At 62.3% G+C, this 19,229-nt stretch carries 14 protein-coding genes and 1 tRNA gene; 6 read left to right on the forward strand and 9 right to left on the reverse strand.

Features of this window, described 5'->3' with window-relative positions:
* Positions 1 to 346: 346 nt before the first annotated feature.
* Together HMPREF2674_RS00320 and HMPREF2674_RS00325 are read right to left on the reverse strand one after the other, a co-directional pair.
* A complete protein-coding gene (locus HMPREF2674_RS00320) occupies positions 347 to 1,906 on the reverse strand; it encodes a molybdopterin-dependent oxidoreductase (RefSeq protein WP_049347398.1) in 1,560 nt (519 codons plus the stop codon).
* Between the two features lie 589 nt (positions 1,907 to 2,495).
* Entirely contained in the window at positions 2,496 to 3,998 is a 1,503-nt protein-coding gene (locus HMPREF2674_RS00325; RefSeq protein WP_070824531.1) for a cation:proton antiporter, read from the reverse strand.
* A gap of 302 nt (positions 3,999 to 4,300) precedes the next feature.
* On the opposite strand from HMPREF2674_RS00325, the gene HMPREF2674_RS00330 reads away from it, so the two are divergent.
* A complete protein-coding gene (locus HMPREF2674_RS00330; RefSeq protein WP_070824532.1) occupies positions 4,301 to 5,434 on the forward strand; it encodes a hypothetical protein in 1,134 nt (377 codons plus the stop codon).
* 138 nt (positions 5,435 to 5,572) lie between these two features.
* Here the strand turns inward: HMPREF2674_RS00330 and HMPREF2674_RS00335 are convergent.
* The 5 genes from HMPREF2674_RS00335 to HMPREF2674_RS00355 form a co-directional block, all read right to left on the reverse strand.
* Positions 5,573 to 5,646 (reverse strand) — tRNA-Pro (locus tag HMPREF2674_RS00335).
* 128 nt (positions 5,647 to 5,774) lie between these two features.
* Positions 5,775 to 7,637 carry an ABC transporter ATP-binding protein gene (locus HMPREF2674_RS00340; protein WP_049347402.1) on the reverse strand — a complete coding sequence of 621 codons (1,863 nt, stop codon included), beginning with the start codon at positions 7,635 to 7,637 and terminating at the stop codon, positions 5,775 to 5,777.
* Positions 7,637 to 9,685, reverse strand: coding sequence for an ABC transporter ATP-binding protein (locus HMPREF2674_RS00345; protein WP_049343189.1), 2,049 nt, complete (start codon positions 9,683 to 9,685; stop codon positions 7,637 to 7,639). Before HMPREF2674_RS00345 ends, HMPREF2674_RS00340 begins: the two co-directional genes overlap by 1 nt.
* Positions 9,685 to 10,698, reverse strand: coding sequence for a metallophosphoesterase (locus HMPREF2674_RS00350; protein ID WP_070650023.1), 1,014 nt, complete (start codon positions 10,696 to 10,698; stop codon positions 9,685 to 9,687). The genes HMPREF2674_RS00345 and HMPREF2674_RS00350 overlap by 1 nt, the downstream gene beginning before the upstream one ends.
* A gap of 26 nt (positions 10,699 to 10,724) precedes the next feature.
* Positions 10,725 to 12,881 carry a transglycosylase domain-containing protein gene (locus HMPREF2674_RS00355; RefSeq protein WP_049331635.1) on the reverse strand — a complete coding sequence of 719 codons (2,157 nt, stop codon included), beginning with the start codon at positions 12,879 to 12,881 and terminating at the stop codon, positions 10,725 to 10,727.
* 188 nt (positions 12,882 to 13,069) lie between these two features.
* On the opposite strand from HMPREF2674_RS00355, the gene HMPREF2674_RS00360 reads away from it, so the two are divergent.
* The 3 genes from HMPREF2674_RS00360 to HMPREF2674_RS00370 all read left to right on the forward strand — a co-directional run bounded on the left by HMPREF2674_RS00360 (position 13,070) and on the right by HMPREF2674_RS00370 (position 15,162).
* A complete protein-coding gene (locus tag HMPREF2674_RS00360) occupies positions 13,070 to 13,273 on the forward strand; it encodes a hypothetical protein (RefSeq protein ID WP_049331637.1) in 204 nt (67 codons plus the stop codon).
* A 217-nt stretch (positions 13,274 to 13,490) separates the two neighbouring features.
* Complete coding sequence (locus HMPREF2674_RS00365; RefSeq protein WP_049343191.1) at positions 13,491 to 13,973, forward strand: RidA family protein; 483 nt, start codon at positions 13,491 to 13,493, stop codon at positions 13,971 to 13,973.
* Positions 13,966 to 15,162 carry an NUDIX hydrolase gene (locus HMPREF2674_RS00370; protein ID WP_070649920.1) on the forward strand — a complete coding sequence of 399 codons (1,197 nt, stop codon included), beginning with the start codon at positions 13,966 to 13,968 and terminating at the stop codon, positions 15,160 to 15,162. Before HMPREF2674_RS00365 ends, HMPREF2674_RS00370 begins: the two co-directional genes overlap by 8 nt.
* Before the next feature lie 233 nt (positions 15,163 to 15,395).
* Here the strand turns inward: HMPREF2674_RS00370 and HMPREF2674_RS00375 are convergent, their stop codons facing one another.
* Entirely contained in the window at positions 15,396 to 16,073 is a 678-nt protein-coding gene (locus tag HMPREF2674_RS00375; RefSeq protein WP_005504653.1) for a Crp/Fnr family transcriptional regulator, read from the reverse strand.
* 327 nt (positions 16,074 to 16,400) lie between these two features.
* Here HMPREF2674_RS00375 and HMPREF2674_RS00380 point away from each other — a divergent pair, with 327 nt between their 5' ends.
* Positions 16,401 to 17,576 (forward strand): MarP family serine protease, encoded by a 1,176-nt coding sequence (locus HMPREF2674_RS00380; protein ID WP_049331646.1) that lies wholly within the window; start codon positions 16,401 to 16,403, stop codon positions 17,574 to 17,576.
* Between the two features lie 123 nt (positions 17,577 to 17,699).
* On the opposite strand, the gene aroQ is transcribed toward HMPREF2674_RS00380, so the two are convergent.
* Positions 17,700 to 18,140 carry a type II 3-dehydroquinate dehydratase gene (aroQ, locus tag HMPREF2674_RS00385; RefSeq protein ID WP_049343193.1) on the reverse strand — a complete coding sequence of 147 codons (441 nt, stop codon included), beginning with the start codon at positions 18,138 to 18,140 and terminating at the stop codon, positions 17,700 to 17,702.
* Between the two features lie 141 nt (positions 18,141 to 18,281).
* Here aroQ and nth point away from each other — a divergent pair, with 141 nt between their 5' ends.
* Positions 18,282 to 19,208: an endonuclease III gene (gene nth / locus HMPREF2674_RS00390; RefSeq protein WP_049343194.1), complete on the forward strand. Its 927-nt coding sequence runs from the start codon at positions 18,282 to 18,284 to the stop codon at positions 19,206 to 19,208.
* The last annotated feature ends 21 nt before the right edge of the window (positions 19,209 to 19,229 follow it).

The following is a 19,229-nucleotide window of genomic DNA, read 5'->3' on the forward strand; positions in this document are numbered from 1 at the left end:
CCTATCCCTTCATCGCACGATATATCTCAGGCCGTCAGCGGAGAATCTATGGCGTTTTAGGAGTGCTCGAGTCAGCGCTACGGCGCTCCGGCCGAGGCTCCTGCTGAGAGAATACCTCCTGTACAGGCGCTCCTGCATAGACGCTTCTGCGCGAAATATCCGGTGCGGGAACGGCCGCCGAGTTGTTCGCGGGTTCCCCGGGGATCGACAGCTGGGCTATGCGCGGCGCGGGACGCAAAACAAGGGCGGGGGAAGATTGCTCTTCCCCCGCCCAGGGTGTGTGCTCCTCAGAGCCGGGTCCGCCAGATACACACGGACCGAATGGCCTGAGAGGATGCGCTACGAATTAGGCACGTGCGTCGAAGTGCTGCAGACCGGAGTCCTCACGGCTACCGCCCTGGCCGTCGCCAACGTCGCGGTAATCGTTAATCCACTCGATCTTCTTGACCCACTTCACCATCTTGTAGCCGTGCATGGAGTCAGCACGCAGACGGAGCGGGCCACCGTAAACGTCGGGCAGCGGCTTGTCGTTCATGCCCCATGCCAGGATGGTTTCGTCTTCCATTGCCATGGAGACGTCCAGGCACTCGTAGTAGGGTTCGGTCGGGCGGCCGTCGTAGGTGTGGCCCACGTGGCCGAAGGAGGTGACCATGACGTAGCGAGCTTCGTCGGTCTTCTCTACCAGTGCGAGGACATCGCGCAGGCGCACGCCCTCCCACTTAGCAATACCGGTCCAACCCTGCATACAGGTGTGCATGGTGATGTTGACTTCCTTGCCGAGCTTCTTCAGGTCGTCGATGCTCAGGGACTTCGGCTCCTTGACCAGGCCGCCAATCTCGAGGCGGTAGTCAACGAACTCCTGCTCCTTCAAGCGGTTCCACTCGGTGCTCTCACGCTCTGTCGGGGGACGAGTGTTGACCCAGTGGAAGGGGGAGATGTCAGCATCGGTGAAGGTCTTCTTCTGAACCTGACGCGAGGAGATGCGATCCAGCAGGACGTTACGAATCGGCTGGGTCAGACCCCAAATGAAGGTCTGGGTGAATCGCAGGTCGCGCAGGGACCAGTAGGAAGCCAGGAGCCACAGGGCCACAGCGAAGACGATGCCGCCAATCAGCATGGTCACTGCCTGTGCGAACTGAGCAGCGTCAATCTCGTTGTAGGGCTTGTTCAGCATCATGTGGGCGATGTTGTACTGCGGGTGAACAACGAACACCAGAGCCACGTGGATGACGGTGAACACGCAGTAGAAGGCCATACCCAGGAAGTGGATGGAACGGGCGGTCTGGCGGTTACGGAACAGGCGCACGTAGCCGGGGAAGCGACCGCAGAAGGCCGGGCTCATAATCGGGCCGGTTGCAATCATCAGCGGTGCGACGATGAACACCACGGTGAAGTACATAATCTGCTGCAGAGCATCGTAGGGCTGGAAGTGCTCAATCGAAGGGATATGCAGGCCAGCGTAAATCTGGATGGACTCCCAAGCCTGGGGAATGATGTCCCAGCTGGTGGGGACGATGCGGCGCCACTGACCGGTCAGGAACAGCAGGCCCACGTAAATCAGGCCGTTAGCAATCCAGATGAAGGTGACCAGGGCGTGCCATGCGCGGCCCAGACCAATCTGGCCCTTGCCGGGCAGAGAGATGAGCGGCGACAGGGAACGCTGATCGTCACGGGCAGTAAATGCGCCGGGGGTGGTAGGGACCTTGTCCTTGGTGAACTTAATCCACTCGGAACCCGGGGTGCAGTGGTTGTTCCAGTACAGACGGGGGTGAGAGGCGAGAACTTCCCAACCTGAACGAATCAGGAAGCCCATCATAATGAAGTTAATAAAGTGGGTAATTCGGAGCCAGGCCGGGAAGTCCAGCTCCACGCCACCGGTACTCGCGGTAAGGAGTAGATGGTGCATGATGTTTCCTTCGGAAGTGACTGTGTGTGCAGACAATCGTTAGGATTCAGTGCGAGGCCTAGAGGTGCTATCTAAGGAGAGTAAACTCTCTCGCTCATATATTCCTCCTCATCATTGAGAGCCTTCGGGGGTATAACGGGTGCTATATCTCCGGCAAGAGCACACCCCGTGTGAGAGGGCGCGCACCAGCTCCTGCCAAGGCAGAAGCGGCTCTGCGTATGTAGTTGTTTTATGTGTGTTTAGGGACCGAGCCCTGTGTACTTTCAATTTTATAGGACAGGGTGTCACCCGCAAAAGCTAAGACACGTCATGTCTCGTAATATTTGCGTGAAAAATCCGAATTTAATGAAAAAAGGCCCCGAGGGCAGGAATAAACAGGGTTTTCAGGGGTGGCCGTCCACTAAAGAGCGTCCTGAAAAGTTTACGTCAATGCCTGGAGTGCAAAAACTTGAGGGAGTGGAGATGTGATACAAGGAATAGCGAGCGTTTGGGTTTTATAGACAAAAACCACATAGAGTGGATGTAACCTTATACTCGGCGCGATGGGCGCAGAGTAGGAATACAACCACTCTATGCGGTCGGTAGTAGCCTAGTCCGAGAGATCGTGTGAAGAATCTCGAGAAGAGGAGCGCGTAACCGCACGCTTCTTCGCGGTAGCGCGGGTGGGGGCACCCTCCTCATCGCGGCTCTGCGCCTTGCCCTCAGCGCGAACCGTCGGGATGAGCCCGGTTGTCAGCTTCACTTGCGCGTTACGCTGAGCCTTCTTTGCGTTCATCTGCTCCTTACGGCTCGGCGGTTCCGAGGCGGAATCCGAATCACCCAAAGCGCGACGAATGGACAGTGCAAGCAGAGGGAAGAGCAGAACCGTCAGCGCGCCGCCAGCAACCAGCAGCGACGCCGTGGACTCCTCCAGAAGACCCGAACTGGTTGCAACCTCCGTCACCGCCACAATAATCGGCAGACCGGCCGCAGAATAGAGAGCCATCTGGGCCTTCTGGCTCTTCGAGGTCAGGCCCGAACGGGTATCCACCAGCATATCGGCCAGGAACACCGGTACGCCGCGGCAGAGCAGAATACCCAGAACCACCGCGACCAGGCCCAACGGATTCGAAGCCACTGCGGAAACACTGATGCCCATGCCGCTCACTACGAAGAAGAGCGGAATAGTGAAGGCAAAACCCACCGTCTCCAGACGGCGCGTAATCAGGTGCAGAGCCGCGGGAGGAGTCAGCGAACGCAGGATGATGCCCGCCGCAAAGGCGCCCAGCACCGCATCCAAATCGAAGAGGGCGGTGCACATGATAAGGGTCGCGAGCAGGAACATTGCAAGACGCAGAATCGTCTGGCCGGTCGTATTGGCTTCGGCCGCAATAATCTGGCGCAGACCCGGCAGGTGCGTAAACAGACGATGCGGGATCAGAGCCGTCACCAGAGCCACGACCATGAATGCCAGTAGCACCACAAACGCCATGCCCGGCGATCGCGAAGAAAGCAGCAGAGAAATAGCAAAAACCGGCAGAAGCTCACCCACTGCTCCGTGCACCAGCACCGCATTGCCAACCGCCGTGCCGGCCGCACCGTGCGACTTCAGCATCGGCAAGAGAGTGCCGAGCGCCGTGGAGCTCAGCGCCACGCCCACCGCGACATAGGTATTCACCTCGTGAGAGAAACCGGTGATCAGCGCCGCGCCCAACATGCCCAAGCCAAAACACACACCCCAGGTCACCAGCGCGGTAGAGCCCTGGCGGCTACGCAGGGAGGAAACGTTAATCTCAAAGCCCGCAATGAGGAAAAGCATACCCAGGCCCAGCTCCTTCAGCAGGGGGATGCCGCCCTCGGTACCGGCCAAATGTAGCACGTTCGGGCCGATGAGCATGCCAAAAATGAGCAGGAACACCACATCGGGGATGCGCTTGCCCGTCAGCCGCGAAAGTATTGGAGAAATCAACGCGACCAGCGTAATCCAAAAAATGGAAATGAACTGGGCGTTACTCTCAGCGGATGCCGCGTCGCTCAGGGTTGTGCCCGAAGCGAGCACAGTACCGGAAACCTCCGGGGCCACCATTAAAAGGGATGGCAGAGTGGGAAACATAGAACCTCATATGCAGACTAAAGAATATAGTGGGCGGTGTCCGGGAACGCCATTAAAGAACCTACCTATACTACATACTTCACACCGTCGTTCCTATTCGAGAGCCTATCACCTCGTCACTCCGTGGGATATCGGCAGACCGACACGCAAGTCGATGCACAAGAAGCATCGGGCAACGTGACGAGGGCTCCACCGGTCGCGCCCCGGCTCGCACAGCAATCGACGCTACACTTAACACCTGTGCCGGAGGCATCGCCACCCGGTGCGCACTCACCACACCGAACCACCCGAAAGAGCGACACATGGCAGCACGAACCACAGCGCCCACCACCTCCGGCGGCTCCACCCTGCGTGCCGCCTCCCTCGGCGGAACGCGACGCGACCTCGGACTCGACCTGGCCCGCGCCTACGCCGTGCTCACCCTGCTCATCGCCTTCGGGTACTGGCTGCAACTTATCCCCGTCTCGTGGAGGTTCTGGGTGCCGCAACTGGTCACCCCCGCCGAGCCGCTCTTCGCCGCCATCCTTGGAGCCGCGGCCTGGCACTACGCGCGTACCGCAAGCTTCCCGCAGCTCTTCGCCGGGACCATCGTGCGTTTCCTCGCCCTGCTCGTGCTGGGCGTCGCCGTCGTGCAGGGCGCGGCCTACGTTCCGCTACCGGGCGTGACCACGCCCGCCCAGGGCTTCGCATACTCGCTGCCCTTCGATATGCTCATTCACCTGGCAATCCTGACCCTGCTGACCCTGGCCGTCGTGTACCTGCCGCTCTGGGTCCTCGCCGTGCTGACCATTGCCGCGAGCCCGTACCTCTCCTGGACCCACGACATTCTCCTCGAAGCCGCAGCGCGGGCCGATGCATGGAGCGCCGGTGCCTTTCCCTTCCTCAAAGCCAACGGTCTGAACCTTACCGCCAGCGCCCAGTTGCTCTGGGTCATGTGCCTGGGTATTCTGCTGGTGCGCCTCTACACGAGCCTGGGGGCCAAGATCGCGGTGCCCGTCGTGCTCGCAGTGCTGGCGCTCTCCGTCTACCGCGTCTTCAACCCCTACACCGGGCTCGGCGTGCTGGATGCGCCCCACGTGCAGCTGACCCTCAGTCTGGCCGCCACGCTCTACTTCTGGGCCGAATGTGCGCGACTACTTTCCGCACAGGCGGGTGCCCTCACCCCCGTTGCCCGCCTCGGGCAGATGTCGCTGAGCGCCTCCATCGTGCTCGGCGCGCTCATTATCTATGCCGGCCCCACCATCAAGGCCTTTACCGTGGGTGAGCACTACGTTGCCACGGGAGGATGGGGCACCGCCGTGTACTGGACCGCCTTCCTGATTCTGGGCATCGTCATCGCGGTGGGATTCTGCGCACTCTGGGCCCGCATGGCGCGCTCCCTGGCCGGCCGCGGCCCCCTGGAGGCAATCCTCGCCCTCATTTCCGGGCGCGGCTAAAAACACGTAGCGTGAACGACGACCCCCTATCTGCGTACCGCGGGTAGGGGGTCGTCTGTATATGCCTAGAATCTGCTCGGGAAGAATACCGCAGATACGACAAAGCCCCGGTCATGAAACCATGACCGGGGCTATCTGTCGGGATGACAGGATTTGAACCTGCGACCTCGTCGTCCCGAACGACGCGCGCTACCAAGCTGCGCCACATCCCGAGGTTAACCTATCGGCGAATACCGTAGGCAACCCACCCAGGATAACCCAAAAAAATACGGAACGCAAACAGAGCAACCAAAAAATCGCTCGACCCGTGCTAGAAGCTGAAGCAAGCCTCGGAACCGGGCTATTCGCCTTCCTCCGGCGCCCGATTCAGCTCATCCCAGGAGGCGTACATCGCCGCGAAGCGACCACCGGCGGCAATCAGCTGCTGCGGGGAGCCATCCTCCACCACGGCGCCATCCCGAATCACCAGCACGCGGTCGGCGCTGAGCACCGTTGAGAGGCGATGGGCGATCACCAGGGCTGTGCGCCCCCTCAACAGTGTGTGCAGGGCCTTCTGCACGGCGCGTTCGCTCGGAATATCCAGCGAGGCGGTCGCCTCGTCAAGAATCAGCAGGCGCGGATCGGCAAGGAAAACGCGGGCAAAGGACACCAGTTGACGCTGGCCCGCGGACAGGGAGATACCGCCGCGGCCCAAAAGCGAGTCGTAGCCATCGCGTAGCCGCTCAATGAACGCATCGGCGCCCACCGCCTTCGCGGCCGCCTTCACCTGCTCATCGCTCGCCTGCGGGTTACCCATGCGGATGTTCTCCAGGATGCTTGTGGAGAACAGGAACACCTCCTGCGTCAGCATAAGCACCTCACGGCGTAGCTGCGCATCGGTCAGGTCGCGCACATCCATGCCGTCGATGCGCACAGCACCCGAGGACACGTCGTAGAATCGCGCCACGAGCTTGGCAATCGTCGACTTGCCGGCACCTGTCGGACCCACCAGGGCCACCGTCGTACCCGGTTCGATGCGCAGGCTCGTCTTTTGCAGGGCGTGGCGTTCACTCGTGTAGCCGAAGACCGCATTATCCAACTCCACCAGGGCGCCGCGTGCCGAGTCTTCAGGCGAAGAAACCGCAGGACCGGTCTTCTCGAGAACGGGAGAAACGGGATTCTCGGGATCGGCAACCTCGGGCTTCTCCGCGAGGAAGGCAGACAGCTTCTCCAATGCCGACATCGCGGACTGGAACATGTTGTAAAACTCCGAAAGCTGCATGACCGGCTCAAACACGCGCCGCGCGTAAATCACCAGCGCCAGCAGGGTACCGACCTGCATATCGCCGCCGAGCACCGCGTAACCGCCCAGCACCAGGGCCGCCGCGATAAACACATCACCCAGAAGGATCAGCACGGGGGAGTAGATGCCGAAGACCTTAACCGAGTCCATGACCCGCACACGGTAGCTTTCGGCCGTCTGCGCATACTCTGAACGGAGCTTCGCCTCCGCGCCAAAAGCCTTGACCGCGCGGATACCGGCAAAAGTCTCGACAAAACGGCTCGTCAGGCGCGCCGAATCGGTGCGCATACGGCGGTACACCGGGGTAGCCCGGCGCTGGAACCAGCGCGTCAGATAGTAAATCGGCACACCCATGAACATCATCAGCAGGCCGATTCGCCAGTCCAGCGCAAAAATAGCCACCGCAGAAATAACCATCGACAGCAGGGTGATGGCCAGCTGGCTGATGCCGCTGTCCAAGAAGCTGCGCACCGTATCAATATCGTTGGTCAGGCGCGAAATAACCTTACCCGAGGTGTATTTCTCGTGGAAAGAAACGCTCAGCGACTGGGCGTGCGCAAAGACTCGCTTGCGCAGGTACACCACCACGCCCAGCGAAACCCGCACCGTGCAGGCCACGTTAAGCCAGCTGCAGAGAGCGCCCACCGCAACCGTCACCGCGAAGAGCACCACGAGAACCGTCAGCGGCCCCGAATCCCCCTGACGCAGGGGCGCGATGGCGCTGTCCAGCACGCGGGCAATCAGCAACGGCTGAACCGCCGAGGCAATCGTGACCACAAAAACCGACAGAATTGACACGATGAGCGCCACGCGATGCGGACGCAGGGAGTGGCTCAGCAGGGCGAGGGAGCGCCTCCTCGTCTCGGCTCGTTCCTCGGGGCTGGCTTCCCGCCCGGAAGGCACCGGGAAATGGGCTGGCATTAGCCCTCCTCCATGGTCATCAGCCGGCGGTACTGCTCCGAAGATTCCATCAGCTCGGCGTGGGTACCCTCTGCCGTGATCGTGCCGTCAACCATCAGCAGCACGCGGTCCGCCAAGGCCACCGTCGAGGGGCGGTGCGCCGTCAGCAGGGTCGTGGCGCCGCCCAGGCCCTCCAGGCCCTCGCGCAGACCGTTAATGATGCGCTCCTCGGTGTCAACATCCAGCGCAGAGAACGGGTCATCCAGCAGCAGCACGGAGGGACGCTTCGCCAGGGCACGCGCCAGGGACAGGCGCTGACGCTGGCCACCCGAAAGGCTCAGACCCTCCTCACCGATAATCGTGTCCAGCCCCTGCGGCAGCTCGTAGGCGAACTCGCAGGCAGCCAGCTTCAGCGCGGTGTTCAGAGTTGCCTCCAGCTCGTCGCTGCCGGGGTAATCCTCGTCGGAGGTGCCGCCCTCGTACTGGTCGGCCACGCCCATCAGCACGTTCTCGCGCACCGAACCGGAGAAGAGGACCGCCTCCTCAAAAACGAACGCGGTCTGCGCTCGCACCTGCTCCACCGAAAGATCCGCCATATCGTGCGAGCCCAGGCGGAGCGAGCCGGAGGTCGGCTCGTAGAAGCGAGGCACCAGCGAGAGCACCGTGGACTTGCCGCTACCGGTAGCGCCCACCAGAGCTAGAATCTCGCCCGGGAATGCCTTGAACGTCACGTCGTGTAGCACGTCAGCCCGCGGAAGCTGTACACCCAGCGAAGAATCAGCCGCCGGATTGGGCGCGGGGGCGGACTCCTCGTAGCTGAAGGAAACCTGGTTAAAGGCCACCGATACGGCGCCACCGCTGGGGTACTGCATGCTTTCCTTTCCGGAGCGTGCCGCTCCAGAGGCGTCAGAAGGATGAGAAGAAAGAGAAGAGCGCTGCGCGGAATCCTGAGCGTTCGCGGGGTTCGGGGAGTACTCGTCGGCCTTCGCCGGGTCTATCAGCCGCACCACCTCAAAGCCGGGCTCGTCCATGACCTCGTTATGACGTTCAAGAGCCACCTTATAGCTCAGGTACGCGGACATGAGCGAGGTCGAACGAATCACGTGGCTCAGCACGGTCGTCTGCACCGCAAAATAGGCGGTCATCGCGCCCAGGCTCAGCGCGCCGTTGGCGACCTGCGAAGCGCCAAGAGCCAGCGCGACTGCCGTGGAGATACCCACAATCAGGGTCTGGTTCAGCGCCACGCGGGCCACGAGCATCGATCTGCCGTACTCGCGCTCCTGCAGAGCATCCACGGCCTGGGCGTAGCCGCGAATCTGCTCGGGGGAGCGTCCCAGCGCCTTAATCACGCGGATGCCGCGCACCGACTCTTCGATGCGGGTCGAAAGGTCACCGGTCAGCTGCTGAATCTCATGGGAGACCCGGTAGTACTTGCGCGTGAAGTTCACCAGCGACAGCACCAGCACCGGCACCGTCACCACGAAGACCAGCGCCAGCAGGGGCGATGACTGCAGCATGTAGAAGGCGCCGCCCAGGAACATGACGATCACCGTCAGCAGCTGTACGATGCCGAAAGAAAGCCAGCGGCGTATCGTGCCCAAATCGCTCATCGAACGCGTCAGCAGCTGGCCGGAAGGCCAACGGTCCAGCAGCGCAATTGGCGCGCTGAGCAGCCGATCGAAGAAGTTCATGCGCATGGACATCTCAATGGTGGAGGTCGGATCCACCAGCAGCCAGCGTCGCCAGTACGCGAAGGATGCATGCGCAATGGCTAGGACCAGCACCAGGCCGCCCGCCGCCCAGATGGCGCTCTCAGTGGCGCTGTGCGAGAGGTGATCCACAATCATCTGGAGCACCTGCGGAATCGAAATTTCCAGCACGCCGGCCCCGAAGGCCACCAGCAGGCCCACGCTCCAGCGCAGGCGAATCGGGCGCGCGTAGGCGGCCAGGGTGCGCGGGGCATGCTGACCGTGCGCGTAGTCGATGGGGGCGGGAATCGGTTCGGGCGCCGTCTCGAGGAATGGGTTGCGGCGTTGCTTTCCTGTGTGCGTTGTTGAAGCCTCGGACATTAGCGGCGACCACCCGCCGTGCCGGCGGGCTCACCGGCGTCGCGTGCCGTCAGGGTCACGAGCACTGCCTCGGGCGGGCAGAATAGGCGCACCGGCGCAAAGCGGGAGGTGCCCAGGCCTGCGGAAACCTGCACCGGGATGCCGGACTGCTCGCTCACGCCCTTGGCGCGCGAGGCAGGCAAATCGCAATTGCTGACAAGCGCCCGACCGCCCGGCAGACAGACCTGACCGCCATGTGTATGACCGGCAAAAATAGCCTGTGCGCCGTCCTGCACGAAGCGGTGCAGAGTGCGCATGTAGGGGGCGTGAGCCACGCCGATGCGCACGCTCGGCTCGGTGCTCTCGTCGAAGGCACCGGGGGCGAAACCTGGATGCTTATCGTAGCGCAGGTGCGGGTCATCCACGCCCGAGAACTCCAGGCGCAGACCGTTTAGCTTCAGCGTATCGTAGCGGTTGACCAGGCCGGTCCACCCGCGCGATTCGAACGCCTCGTGCATCTGCTCTATGGGCAGGGCCACGCGCGAACCCTCCTCAATCGTCTGAGGGGTGCGCGGCTGCCACAGGTAGCGTGCCGGATTCTTGAAAATGGGCGCGAAATAGCAATTCGAGCCGGGCACAAACACGCCGGGGAAATCCATCAGCGGGTCGAGCGCCTCCAACAGCGGCTCCATACCGCCCACGTGAGAGAGATTGTCGCCCGTGTTCATGACCAGATCCGGCTCGAGTGCGGCCAGCGAGTGCATAAACTCGGTCTTCTTCCGCTGCCCCGGAATCATGTGCATGTCCGAGATGTGCAGAATCCTGAAGTCGGGGCTACCGGCGGGCAGCACCGGCAGGGACTCGGTGCGGAGCTGAAAATTGTTCAGCTCAACAAAGTGCCCGTATGCCGCCGTGGCGGCCCCCAAGGCTGCAGTGGCGGCTACCGCCCCCGCAACCTTCTTCAGGAGCGGGGAGGAGCCGCGTGCGTCGGGGACCGCCACGGGGACGCGGGCGTTGACTGCGTTTTCACACATCATCAATCGCCTTTCAAACCTCAGCCTTAGCTGGGGTTGGAGTTATAAGACAGAACCTTATCGCTGGGGATGGTGAAGTCCTTCGTATCGTACTTCGGGGCGATGGCCTTCATGAAGGTCTGCCACTGGGCACCAGCGTAGGTTGCACCATCCACGTAGTTCAGCACGCGACCGTTAATGCCCACACCGTTCAGAGAGCGGAAACCGAGGTTGTTCGAACCAACCCACGATGCGGTGGCCAGGCCGCGGGTGTAACCCACCTGCCAGGTCTGCGAGGAGTTATCGTTCGTACCGGTCTTCGCAGCCGAACCGTTCGGCAGGCCGATACCGCGCTGAGAAGCAGAACCGCCAGGCTGGATAACGCCCTTCAGAACCCAGCTGACACCGTTTGCGATATCCGGGTCCAGAACCTGCTCGCACTGATTCTGGTATTCCTTCATGGTGTCGCCGTTGTTCTTTAGGATTTTATCAACGGGGCGCGGGGTGCAGTACTTACCTTCGGAAGCGAAGATCGCGTACATCGAAGCGCTGGTCAGCGGGGAGATACCGTACTTGGTACCACCAATGTTGGTACCCAGGTCGGGGATGCTGTGCAGCGGCTCGCCGGTACCGTCCAGCGCGTGCATCTTGATGGACAGGTCGTGCACATCGCACAGGTCCAGCTGGGAGAGCATGCCGTACAGGTACGAGTTCAGCGACTGGCGGATACCGTACGCCGCGGTGTTGTAGCCTAGGCCACCGTTGAACGCGTTCTTGTAGGACCAGCCGTTTGCCTGGCCGGTGTAGTAGTACTTGCCGCCGTCGTAGCAACGGGCGTTCCAGCCGAAGCTGGTGGGCCAGAACAGCTGGGTACCGTTCACGGTACCGTTAGCACCGCGGCCGGAAATCAGCCACTGAGCCAGAATAATCGGCTTGAAGGTCGAACCGGGCTGGAAGCCGCTGGTACCGCCGTAGGCCGCGTCAACGTTGTAGTTGTACTCGGTCTTGGAGTGGTCGTTCGCGTCGGCGGGGGTACCGAGCTCGGTGTTCTGAGCCATGGCAATCACGCGACCGGTACCCGGCTCGACACTGGTCAGCGCGGAGTTCACGTCGTTCCAGTTGGTGGCGGCCGGCTGGGTGGAGTCCACAGCCTGCTTGGCCACGGTCTGAGCCTCGGGGTTCAGGGTGGTCACAATCTTCAGACCGCCGCGCTTAATCGCGGTGTTGCGCAGCTCGGCGGTAGCGCCCAAGCTTTCGTCCTGCAGCAGGTAGTTCACCACGTAGCGGCAGAAGAAGGCCTTATCGCCGCTCAGGGAGCAACCCTGCGACTTGGGGTGGACGTCGAGCTTAATATCGCTGGCGATAGCCTCGCTGTATTCCTTATCGGAAATCTTGCCGTCGCGCAGCATGGTGCCAAGCACCACGTCGCGGCGTTCACGGGCGAGTTCGGGGTTCACGGTCGGGTCGTACACGTTCGGTGCCTGCACCAGACCGGCAAGAAGCGCGGACTGGGCCACGTTCAGGTCCTTAGCGGAGATGCCCCAGTAGTACTGTGCGGCAGCTTCGACACCGTAGTTGGAACCACCCAGGTTCACGATGTTCAGGTAGCCCTCAAGGATTTCATCCTTGGACTTGTTCTGCTCCATCGAAATCGCAAGCTTCATCTCGCGAATCTTTGCAGCGTACGTCTTGTTACCGTTGAGGGTCGCGGTAGCGTCCTCACCGCGGGACACCGCGGCGTCCACGATCAGGTTGTTGACGTACTGCTGGGTCAGGGTGGAAGCACCCTGGCGGCGGCCGCTATTGGAGTTAACGATGTTGTTGAGGAACGCACGGCCAATACCGATCGCGGAGACCGCACCGTGCTTGTAGAAGTCGCGGTCCTCAACCGAAACGATGGCGTCCTTCATGTGCTGAGAAATCTGGTCCAGCTTGACCGGGTCGCGGTTCTCGTCGAAGAAGGTCGCGATTTCGGTGGTGCCGTCCGCAGCGTAAATCGTCGAGGGACGCGAGAAGGGACCTTCCGCAATATCTTCGGGGAGGTCCTGGAACCATGACATCGATGCGTTCGCGACCATGCCGGCACTCACGGCCGGAGGCACGACAATGATTGCCGCGAGGAAACCGGCAATCACGCTGAACGCGAGGAACTGCAAAAAATCTCCCGGGCGGCGACGCGCACGGGTTTTCTTAGATGAAGCCATTCATTCAGTTTAACCCATGAAGCTGTGAGAGGAAGCCCTCTCTGGAGAGAACCTCGGTTGAGGCGCTCACTCGGGTTTTCCGACCGCTAGATAGCCGCCGGAGACGCGGAAAGGGAGGCGCAGCACGTGAAAAACACAATGTGACAATCCCTTTTACAAGTAGGGCCCCGAAAGCTAGGCTAGAGGGTATGAAGAAATGGGAATACGCAACTGTACCGCTGATGATCCACACGACCAAGGCAATCCTCGATAACTGGGGCGAGGACGGCTGGGAGCTCGTCACCGTGCTCCCCGGTGCCTCCGCACCCGCCGGCGCAGCCCCCGCATCGAACATGGTCGCGCCCACTCAGGGTAACCCCATCGCCTACTTTAAGCGCGAGAAGGCCGACTAAACGTCGCCCCTCCGGCGGCTCCCCCAGCTATCTTCGCTCCGCGCCGAAAACGTGGCTGCAATTGGGAATAGCTGAGGCGGGCCGCCGGTTAGCCGTTTAACCCTTCGAAAAGTGAAGGGTACACCGCGGACCCGTGGAAAGAACTGTATAACGGCACGCAACGCACACATCTCATCACCGTCCGGGTGTGAACACCCGCAATCCTTCTGGAGTAATCATGACTGAATCTCGCATCGAAGCCCGCATCCGCGAACTCGGCTACGAGCTGCCCGTCGCACCCGCCCCCGTCGCCGCCTACGTTCCCGCGGTGACCTCCGGCTCCTACGTGTACACCTCCGGCCAACTGCCCTTCGTCGACGGCGTTCTGCCCGCCACCGGTAAGGTCTCCGGCTCCGGTGAAGAGGGCTTCGTGAACCCTGAGGATGCGAAGAAGTACGCGGGCATCAGCGTGCTGAACGCCCTGGCCACCGTTAAGTCCGTGATTGGTGACCTGGACCGCGTTCAGCGCGTCGTAAAGGTTGTGGGCTTCGTGGCCTCCGAGGTGAACTTCACCGCTCAGCCGGCCGTAATCAACGGTGCCTCCGAGCTGCTCGGCGAGATTTTCGGCGAGGCTGGCCAGCACGCCCGTTCCGCCGTGGGCGTGCCCGTGCTGCCCCTGGATTCGCCCGTCGAGGTCGAGATTATTGTTGAATATGTCTAATCAGCTGTACACCGGCGCACTGCCGCTGTCGGCTATCCGCGCGGCCCAGGCGCAGCGCGCCTCTCAGGAAGGTCGCCAGGTTGAGACTCCCGGCGGCGCCCACGACGTGAAGACGCTGCCCCTGCCAGTGCAGGAGCGCCGATTCGGCACTGCGGAGGTACCTGCCGAGCCCGAACGTCCCCGCATGTTCACGGGCCGCAACTCCTCGCCCGCACCCCGCACCGAGGCCATTCAGCGCCTCTACGTGATCCCGGAGTTCATGCGGGCCGCCGCGGAAAGCTGGTGCGAAGAGGGTAACGAGGGAACCCCCGGTTGCACGATGCGCCAGGCGGCCTCCGTCATCTTTGTGCGCGACGGCGACAACGGTTTGGAGACCATCTTGACCTACCGCCCGGGCACTTCACCGCTGGGCGTGGTGGCCTTCCCCGGCGGTACCGCGCTCCCCGGTGACGACGAATCCGCCTCCTGGGTGGGCCCCGGCGCCGAATACTGGCAGAAGCAATTTCACTACTCCGACGTGACGAAAGCACGCCGCAGCGTCATGGCCGCCGTGCGCGAATCCTTCGAGGAGACGGGTATTCTGCTTGCCGGCGAGGATGAACAGGACGTCGTGGAACGCTCCAGCACCCCCGAGCTGATGACCTGGCGCGAGGCAGTGGCCGATCAGGACAAGAGCTTCGCGCACTTCCTGTCTTCGAGCGGGCTCAGTATTCGCGCTGACCTGCTGCGCCCCGTGGCGCGCTGGCAGTCCCCGGACTTCTTCCTCAAGCGCTACGACATCGCCTACTTCACCACCGCTCTGCCGGTGGGGCAGGACCCGAAGCTGTTGCTCGGCAAGGGTGTGTGGGGTGATTGGCTGAACGTTCGTGAGCTTCTGGAAGCGCGCGACACGAGCGAGCTGGGCGACCGCATCGGCCAGCCCAATACTGTGGGTCGCCGCCTGGAAGAGCTCGTGACCCCCGGCGTCATGTGCATGCTGGAATCCCTCGCGAGGGCCCAAACCTCGGTGGCGTGGCTGTCGAAGCGCCGCCGCATCGAGGTGCGCAAGGCCGTGCTCGTGAGCCATAACGGCGCTTGCATGCTCTCCTTCACCGAGGTGGAGCCTCCCGCTCCGACCGGGCCGGTCTTCACCGGAGGCCTGGGCGCGGTGCCCCAGACCGGAAGCGAGCTGGACGGACGCGTCGCATAGCCTCGGGCCTGCGCACGCTGGGCATGCACACTCTCAGACCGACCGTTACCGAGGCCCAGGTCGCCTCGGCCGCACCGCTCAACGCATAAATTAACGGCAGGAGCCGCCTCCCCATGCAAAGGAGGCGGCTCCTGCCGTATGTAAAGCGTAACGTTGCGGCACTCATCCTGCCTGGCAGAGCCGGGATGAAAGACCGCAAGGTCGAAGAATGATAGCGGTTATGCCGCTACCGCCTAGCGGGAACGCTGGCGCAGGCGGGGCAGGTCGAGGATGACCACGGCGCGTGCTTCCAGACGAATCCAGCCGCGGGAAACAAACTCGGCCAGAGCCTTGTTCACGGTCTCGCGGGATGCGCCAACCAGCTGTGCCAGCTCTTCCTGGGTCAGCTCGTGTGCAACGAGCACACCGTCGGTTGCGGGGCGGCCGAAGCGGTCGGCCAAATCCAGCAGAGCCTTGGCCAGGCGGCCGGGAACATCGGAGAAGACTAGATCAGCCAGGGCCTCGTTAGCGTGGCGTAGGCGACGAGCCAGGGTCTTGATAACCTGGTCGGAAATCGAGGGGTCGAGCTGCTGGGCACGTTTGAAGGACTCGTGCTTAATAGCTGCCAGGCGGGTCTCGGAAACAGCCACCGCGTTGGTCGAACGGGGCGAAGGATCGAAGAGAGCCATCTCGCCGAACACATCGCCGGGGCCCATGATGGCGACCATGTTCTCGCGGCCATCGGCGGCGGTGCGACCCAGCTTCACCTTGCCGGAGAGCACGGCAAAGAGCTGATCGTCCTGGTCACCCTCGTAGAAGAGGACGGCGTTACGGGAGAGATCAATCTCCTGAATGTCATCGGTCAGCAGGGCAAATGCTGCGTCGTCAAGGTTCGCAAAAAGAGGGGTGCGACGGAGGATCTCGAGATCCATGAAGTTCTCCTAGATATGAGGTGAAGAGCCGAAGCCCGTGATGTGCAGTGAGTGAGCCTGAACCTATGTAAAGTATCTCACAACTGAAGTGTGAGACGGCTCAAGCGGGTGTGACATATTCAACTGATAAGAGCGTACCCTAAAATTTTGGTTTAAGCACTCAGAATCCGGAGCTTTACAACAAAAGTTTTTCATTCCCGGCAAATTCTAAGGTTTAGCACAGCTTATGGGTCTACTATCGGTCCATTGGGTGTGCCCACCGACGGGCCGCATATCGTAGGTGCATCCCTGATCATTTCTACCCACCCCCAAGGAGGCCCCGTCAAAATGGCTGACATTAACCCCCTTGATATCGTCATCCCCATTCTTCTACTGCTCTACTTCCTCGCCGGAATCCGTAGCGGCTTCTTCACGACCCTCGGCACCTTCCTTGGCCTCGGCCTGGGCGTTTGCGCCGCTGCCTGGCTCGTGCCCCTGGCCGTCGCCTCCGTCGGGACCCAGTGGAGCCTCATTACCGCGGTTGGCGTGCTCATCCTCTGCCTGACCATCGGGCAGTGGCTGGGCATCGTCGCCGGACGTACCATCCGGAAGGTCACCGACGTTACCCCGCTGAAGGGCATCGAACGATTCTTCGGCGGCGTGCTCAACCTCGCCGCCTGCGCCCTCGTGCTGGTCGTGCTGACCATTTCGATGCGCACCGTGCCCATCCCGCAGCTGAACACTGCGCTCAGCCAGTCCAAGACCCTGACCTGGATGGTCACCAGCACCCCCGACGCCCTTAAAGACCAGATCGACTCGGTCCGTAACAACGTGCTCGCCTCCACCTCCATTCCCGAGGTCAGCGAGCTCATCGCCCCCGAAGCATCCGCCCCGACCCAGAGCGTTGAGTCCGATGCGCTTGACGCCGCCAGCGCCTCCGTCGTGGAGATCCTGGGCGCCGCAGAGCAGTGCGGCTACACCTCCACCGGCTCCGGCTTCGTGGCCGACACGGGCCTGGTCGTCACCAACGCCCACGTGGTTGCCGGCGTGACCTCACCGGTCGTGCAGGACTCCCGCGGACGCACCTGGCCCGGCACCGTGGTCTACATGGATAGCGAACAGGACCTCGCATTCATCAGCGTGCCGAAGCTTCCCCTGAAGCCGCTCACCATCGGCAAGAACGCCTCCGCGGGTAGCCTCGTGACCTTCATGGGCTACCCCAAGGGCGGCCCGTTCAAGGCACTGCCCGCCACCGTGCAGGGCATCGGCAACACCCAGACCATCGACGCCGACACCGGCCGAGCCAACGCCATGCGCCAGGTCTACCAGCTGGCAGCCGACGTTCAGCACGGCAACTCCGGTGGTCCCGTCCTCGACGAGAACGGCAACGTGGTTGGCGTGATTTTCGGTAAGGCAACCACCGGCCAGACCGGCTACGCCATCACCGCGACCACCCTCAAGCAGGCCCTGGCCGAGGGCGGTAACAACACCGCCGCGGTCTCCACTGGATCCTGCCGTAAGTAGCTAGTGTCGAGCCGCGGAACAGTGGCACAACAGATCAGGCTCCCGCCCTCACACGAGGAACGGGAGCCTGAACTATTTAACGAAAGGGGGAGGGCAAGTTACTCAGCGAGGCGCTGCGCTGGGCTATTCCGCCAGATGCTGCGCCAGGAAATCAACCGCCATGACGTAACCGTAAGCGCCGGCACCGGCAATCACCGCGGTGGCCTGCGGGGATACGAAGGAACGGTGACGGAACTCCTCACGGCGGTGAACGTTCGACAGGTGCACCTCAACCACCGGAAGCTCCGCCGCCTCCAGAGCGTCGTGAAGCGCCACGGAGGTATGCGTGTACGCCGCCGGATTGATAATGATGGCGGCCCCGCGCGTGCGGGCACGCTGAATCTCGTCCACCAGAACACCCTCGTGGTTGGACTGCATGAATTCAACGTCGAAACCGTGGGCGGCGGCACGCTCACGCACCGAACGCTCAATATCGTGCAGGGTCGTGTAGCCGTACACCTCGGGGCGGCGCTGCCCGAGCAGGTTCAAGTTCGGGCCGTTAAGCACAAAAATCGTATCTGACATAGAACCAGTGTGGCACAGCAGGCACCCGCACAGTACGAGCCAACGCGAACTGCCCAGAAAATGACGCGGTATAGAAGACGGGGGGCCAACTACGGTGAACCTCGCTACCGTCCGCACCCCAAAGCCCGGTACCCTCACGCTATGACCGAGAACGCCACCCACCCCGCAACGGCCGCACAGAACACCCCGGCCCAAGACACTGCGGCAGACAACACCGAATCACTCCTGCAGATTCGCGTCGTCCCAGAGTTCAAAGCCGCCGCGGCCGCACGCCGGCTCAAGGCCCGCGCACCCGAAAGCCACCTCTCCACGGTGCGCCGCGCCCGCAAAATCAACCGTATCCTGGGTGAAACCTACCCCTACGCGGTCGCCGAACTCGACTTCGACACCCCCTTCGAGCTACTCATCGCCACCGTGCTCTCGGCGCAGACCACCGACGTGCGCGTCAACTCCGTGACCGGTGCGCTCTTCGCCCGCTACCCGGATGCCACCGCGCTCGCCTCCGCACGCTACGAGGAGGTCGAGCCCTACATCCAGTCCCTCGGCTTCTACCGCGCCAAGGCACGCTCCATCGTGAACCTCTCGCGCCAGCTCGTCGAGGAGCACGGCGGGCAGGTGCCCTCCACCCTCGAGGAGCTCGTCAAGCTCGCCGGAGTCGGCCGCAAAACCGCAAATGTGGTGCTCGGCAACGCCTTCGGCGTGCCCGGACTGACCGTCGACACGCACTTTGGCCGCCTGGCCCGCCGCATGGGATTCACCACCGCCGAGGCCCCCGAAGCGGTCGAAAAGGACGTTGCAGAGCTCATCGAACGCAAGGACTGGACCATCTTCTCGCACCGCATGGTCTACCACGGCCGCCGCATCTGCCACGCCAAGAAGCCCGCCTGCGGCGTATGCCCGGTTGCAGATCTCTGCCCCTCTTACGGCATCGGCGAGACCAACGAGCAGAAGGCCCGCAAGCTCATGAAATACGAAATGGCCCCCGGCCGCGAGGACCTGCACCTTCGCTTTCTGCAGGGCGCAACCCGCCGCCAGCTACAGGCCGAGGGGTACCCGCTCAGCGCCTAGCCGGCCCCTGCCGTACACTGG

It is taken from the genome of Rothia sp. HMSC062F03, assembly GCF_001836905.1.
In the GTDB taxonomy this organism is placed as follows: Bacteria; Actinomycetota; Actinomycetes; order Actinomycetales; family Micrococcaceae; genus Rothia; species Rothia mucilaginosa_A.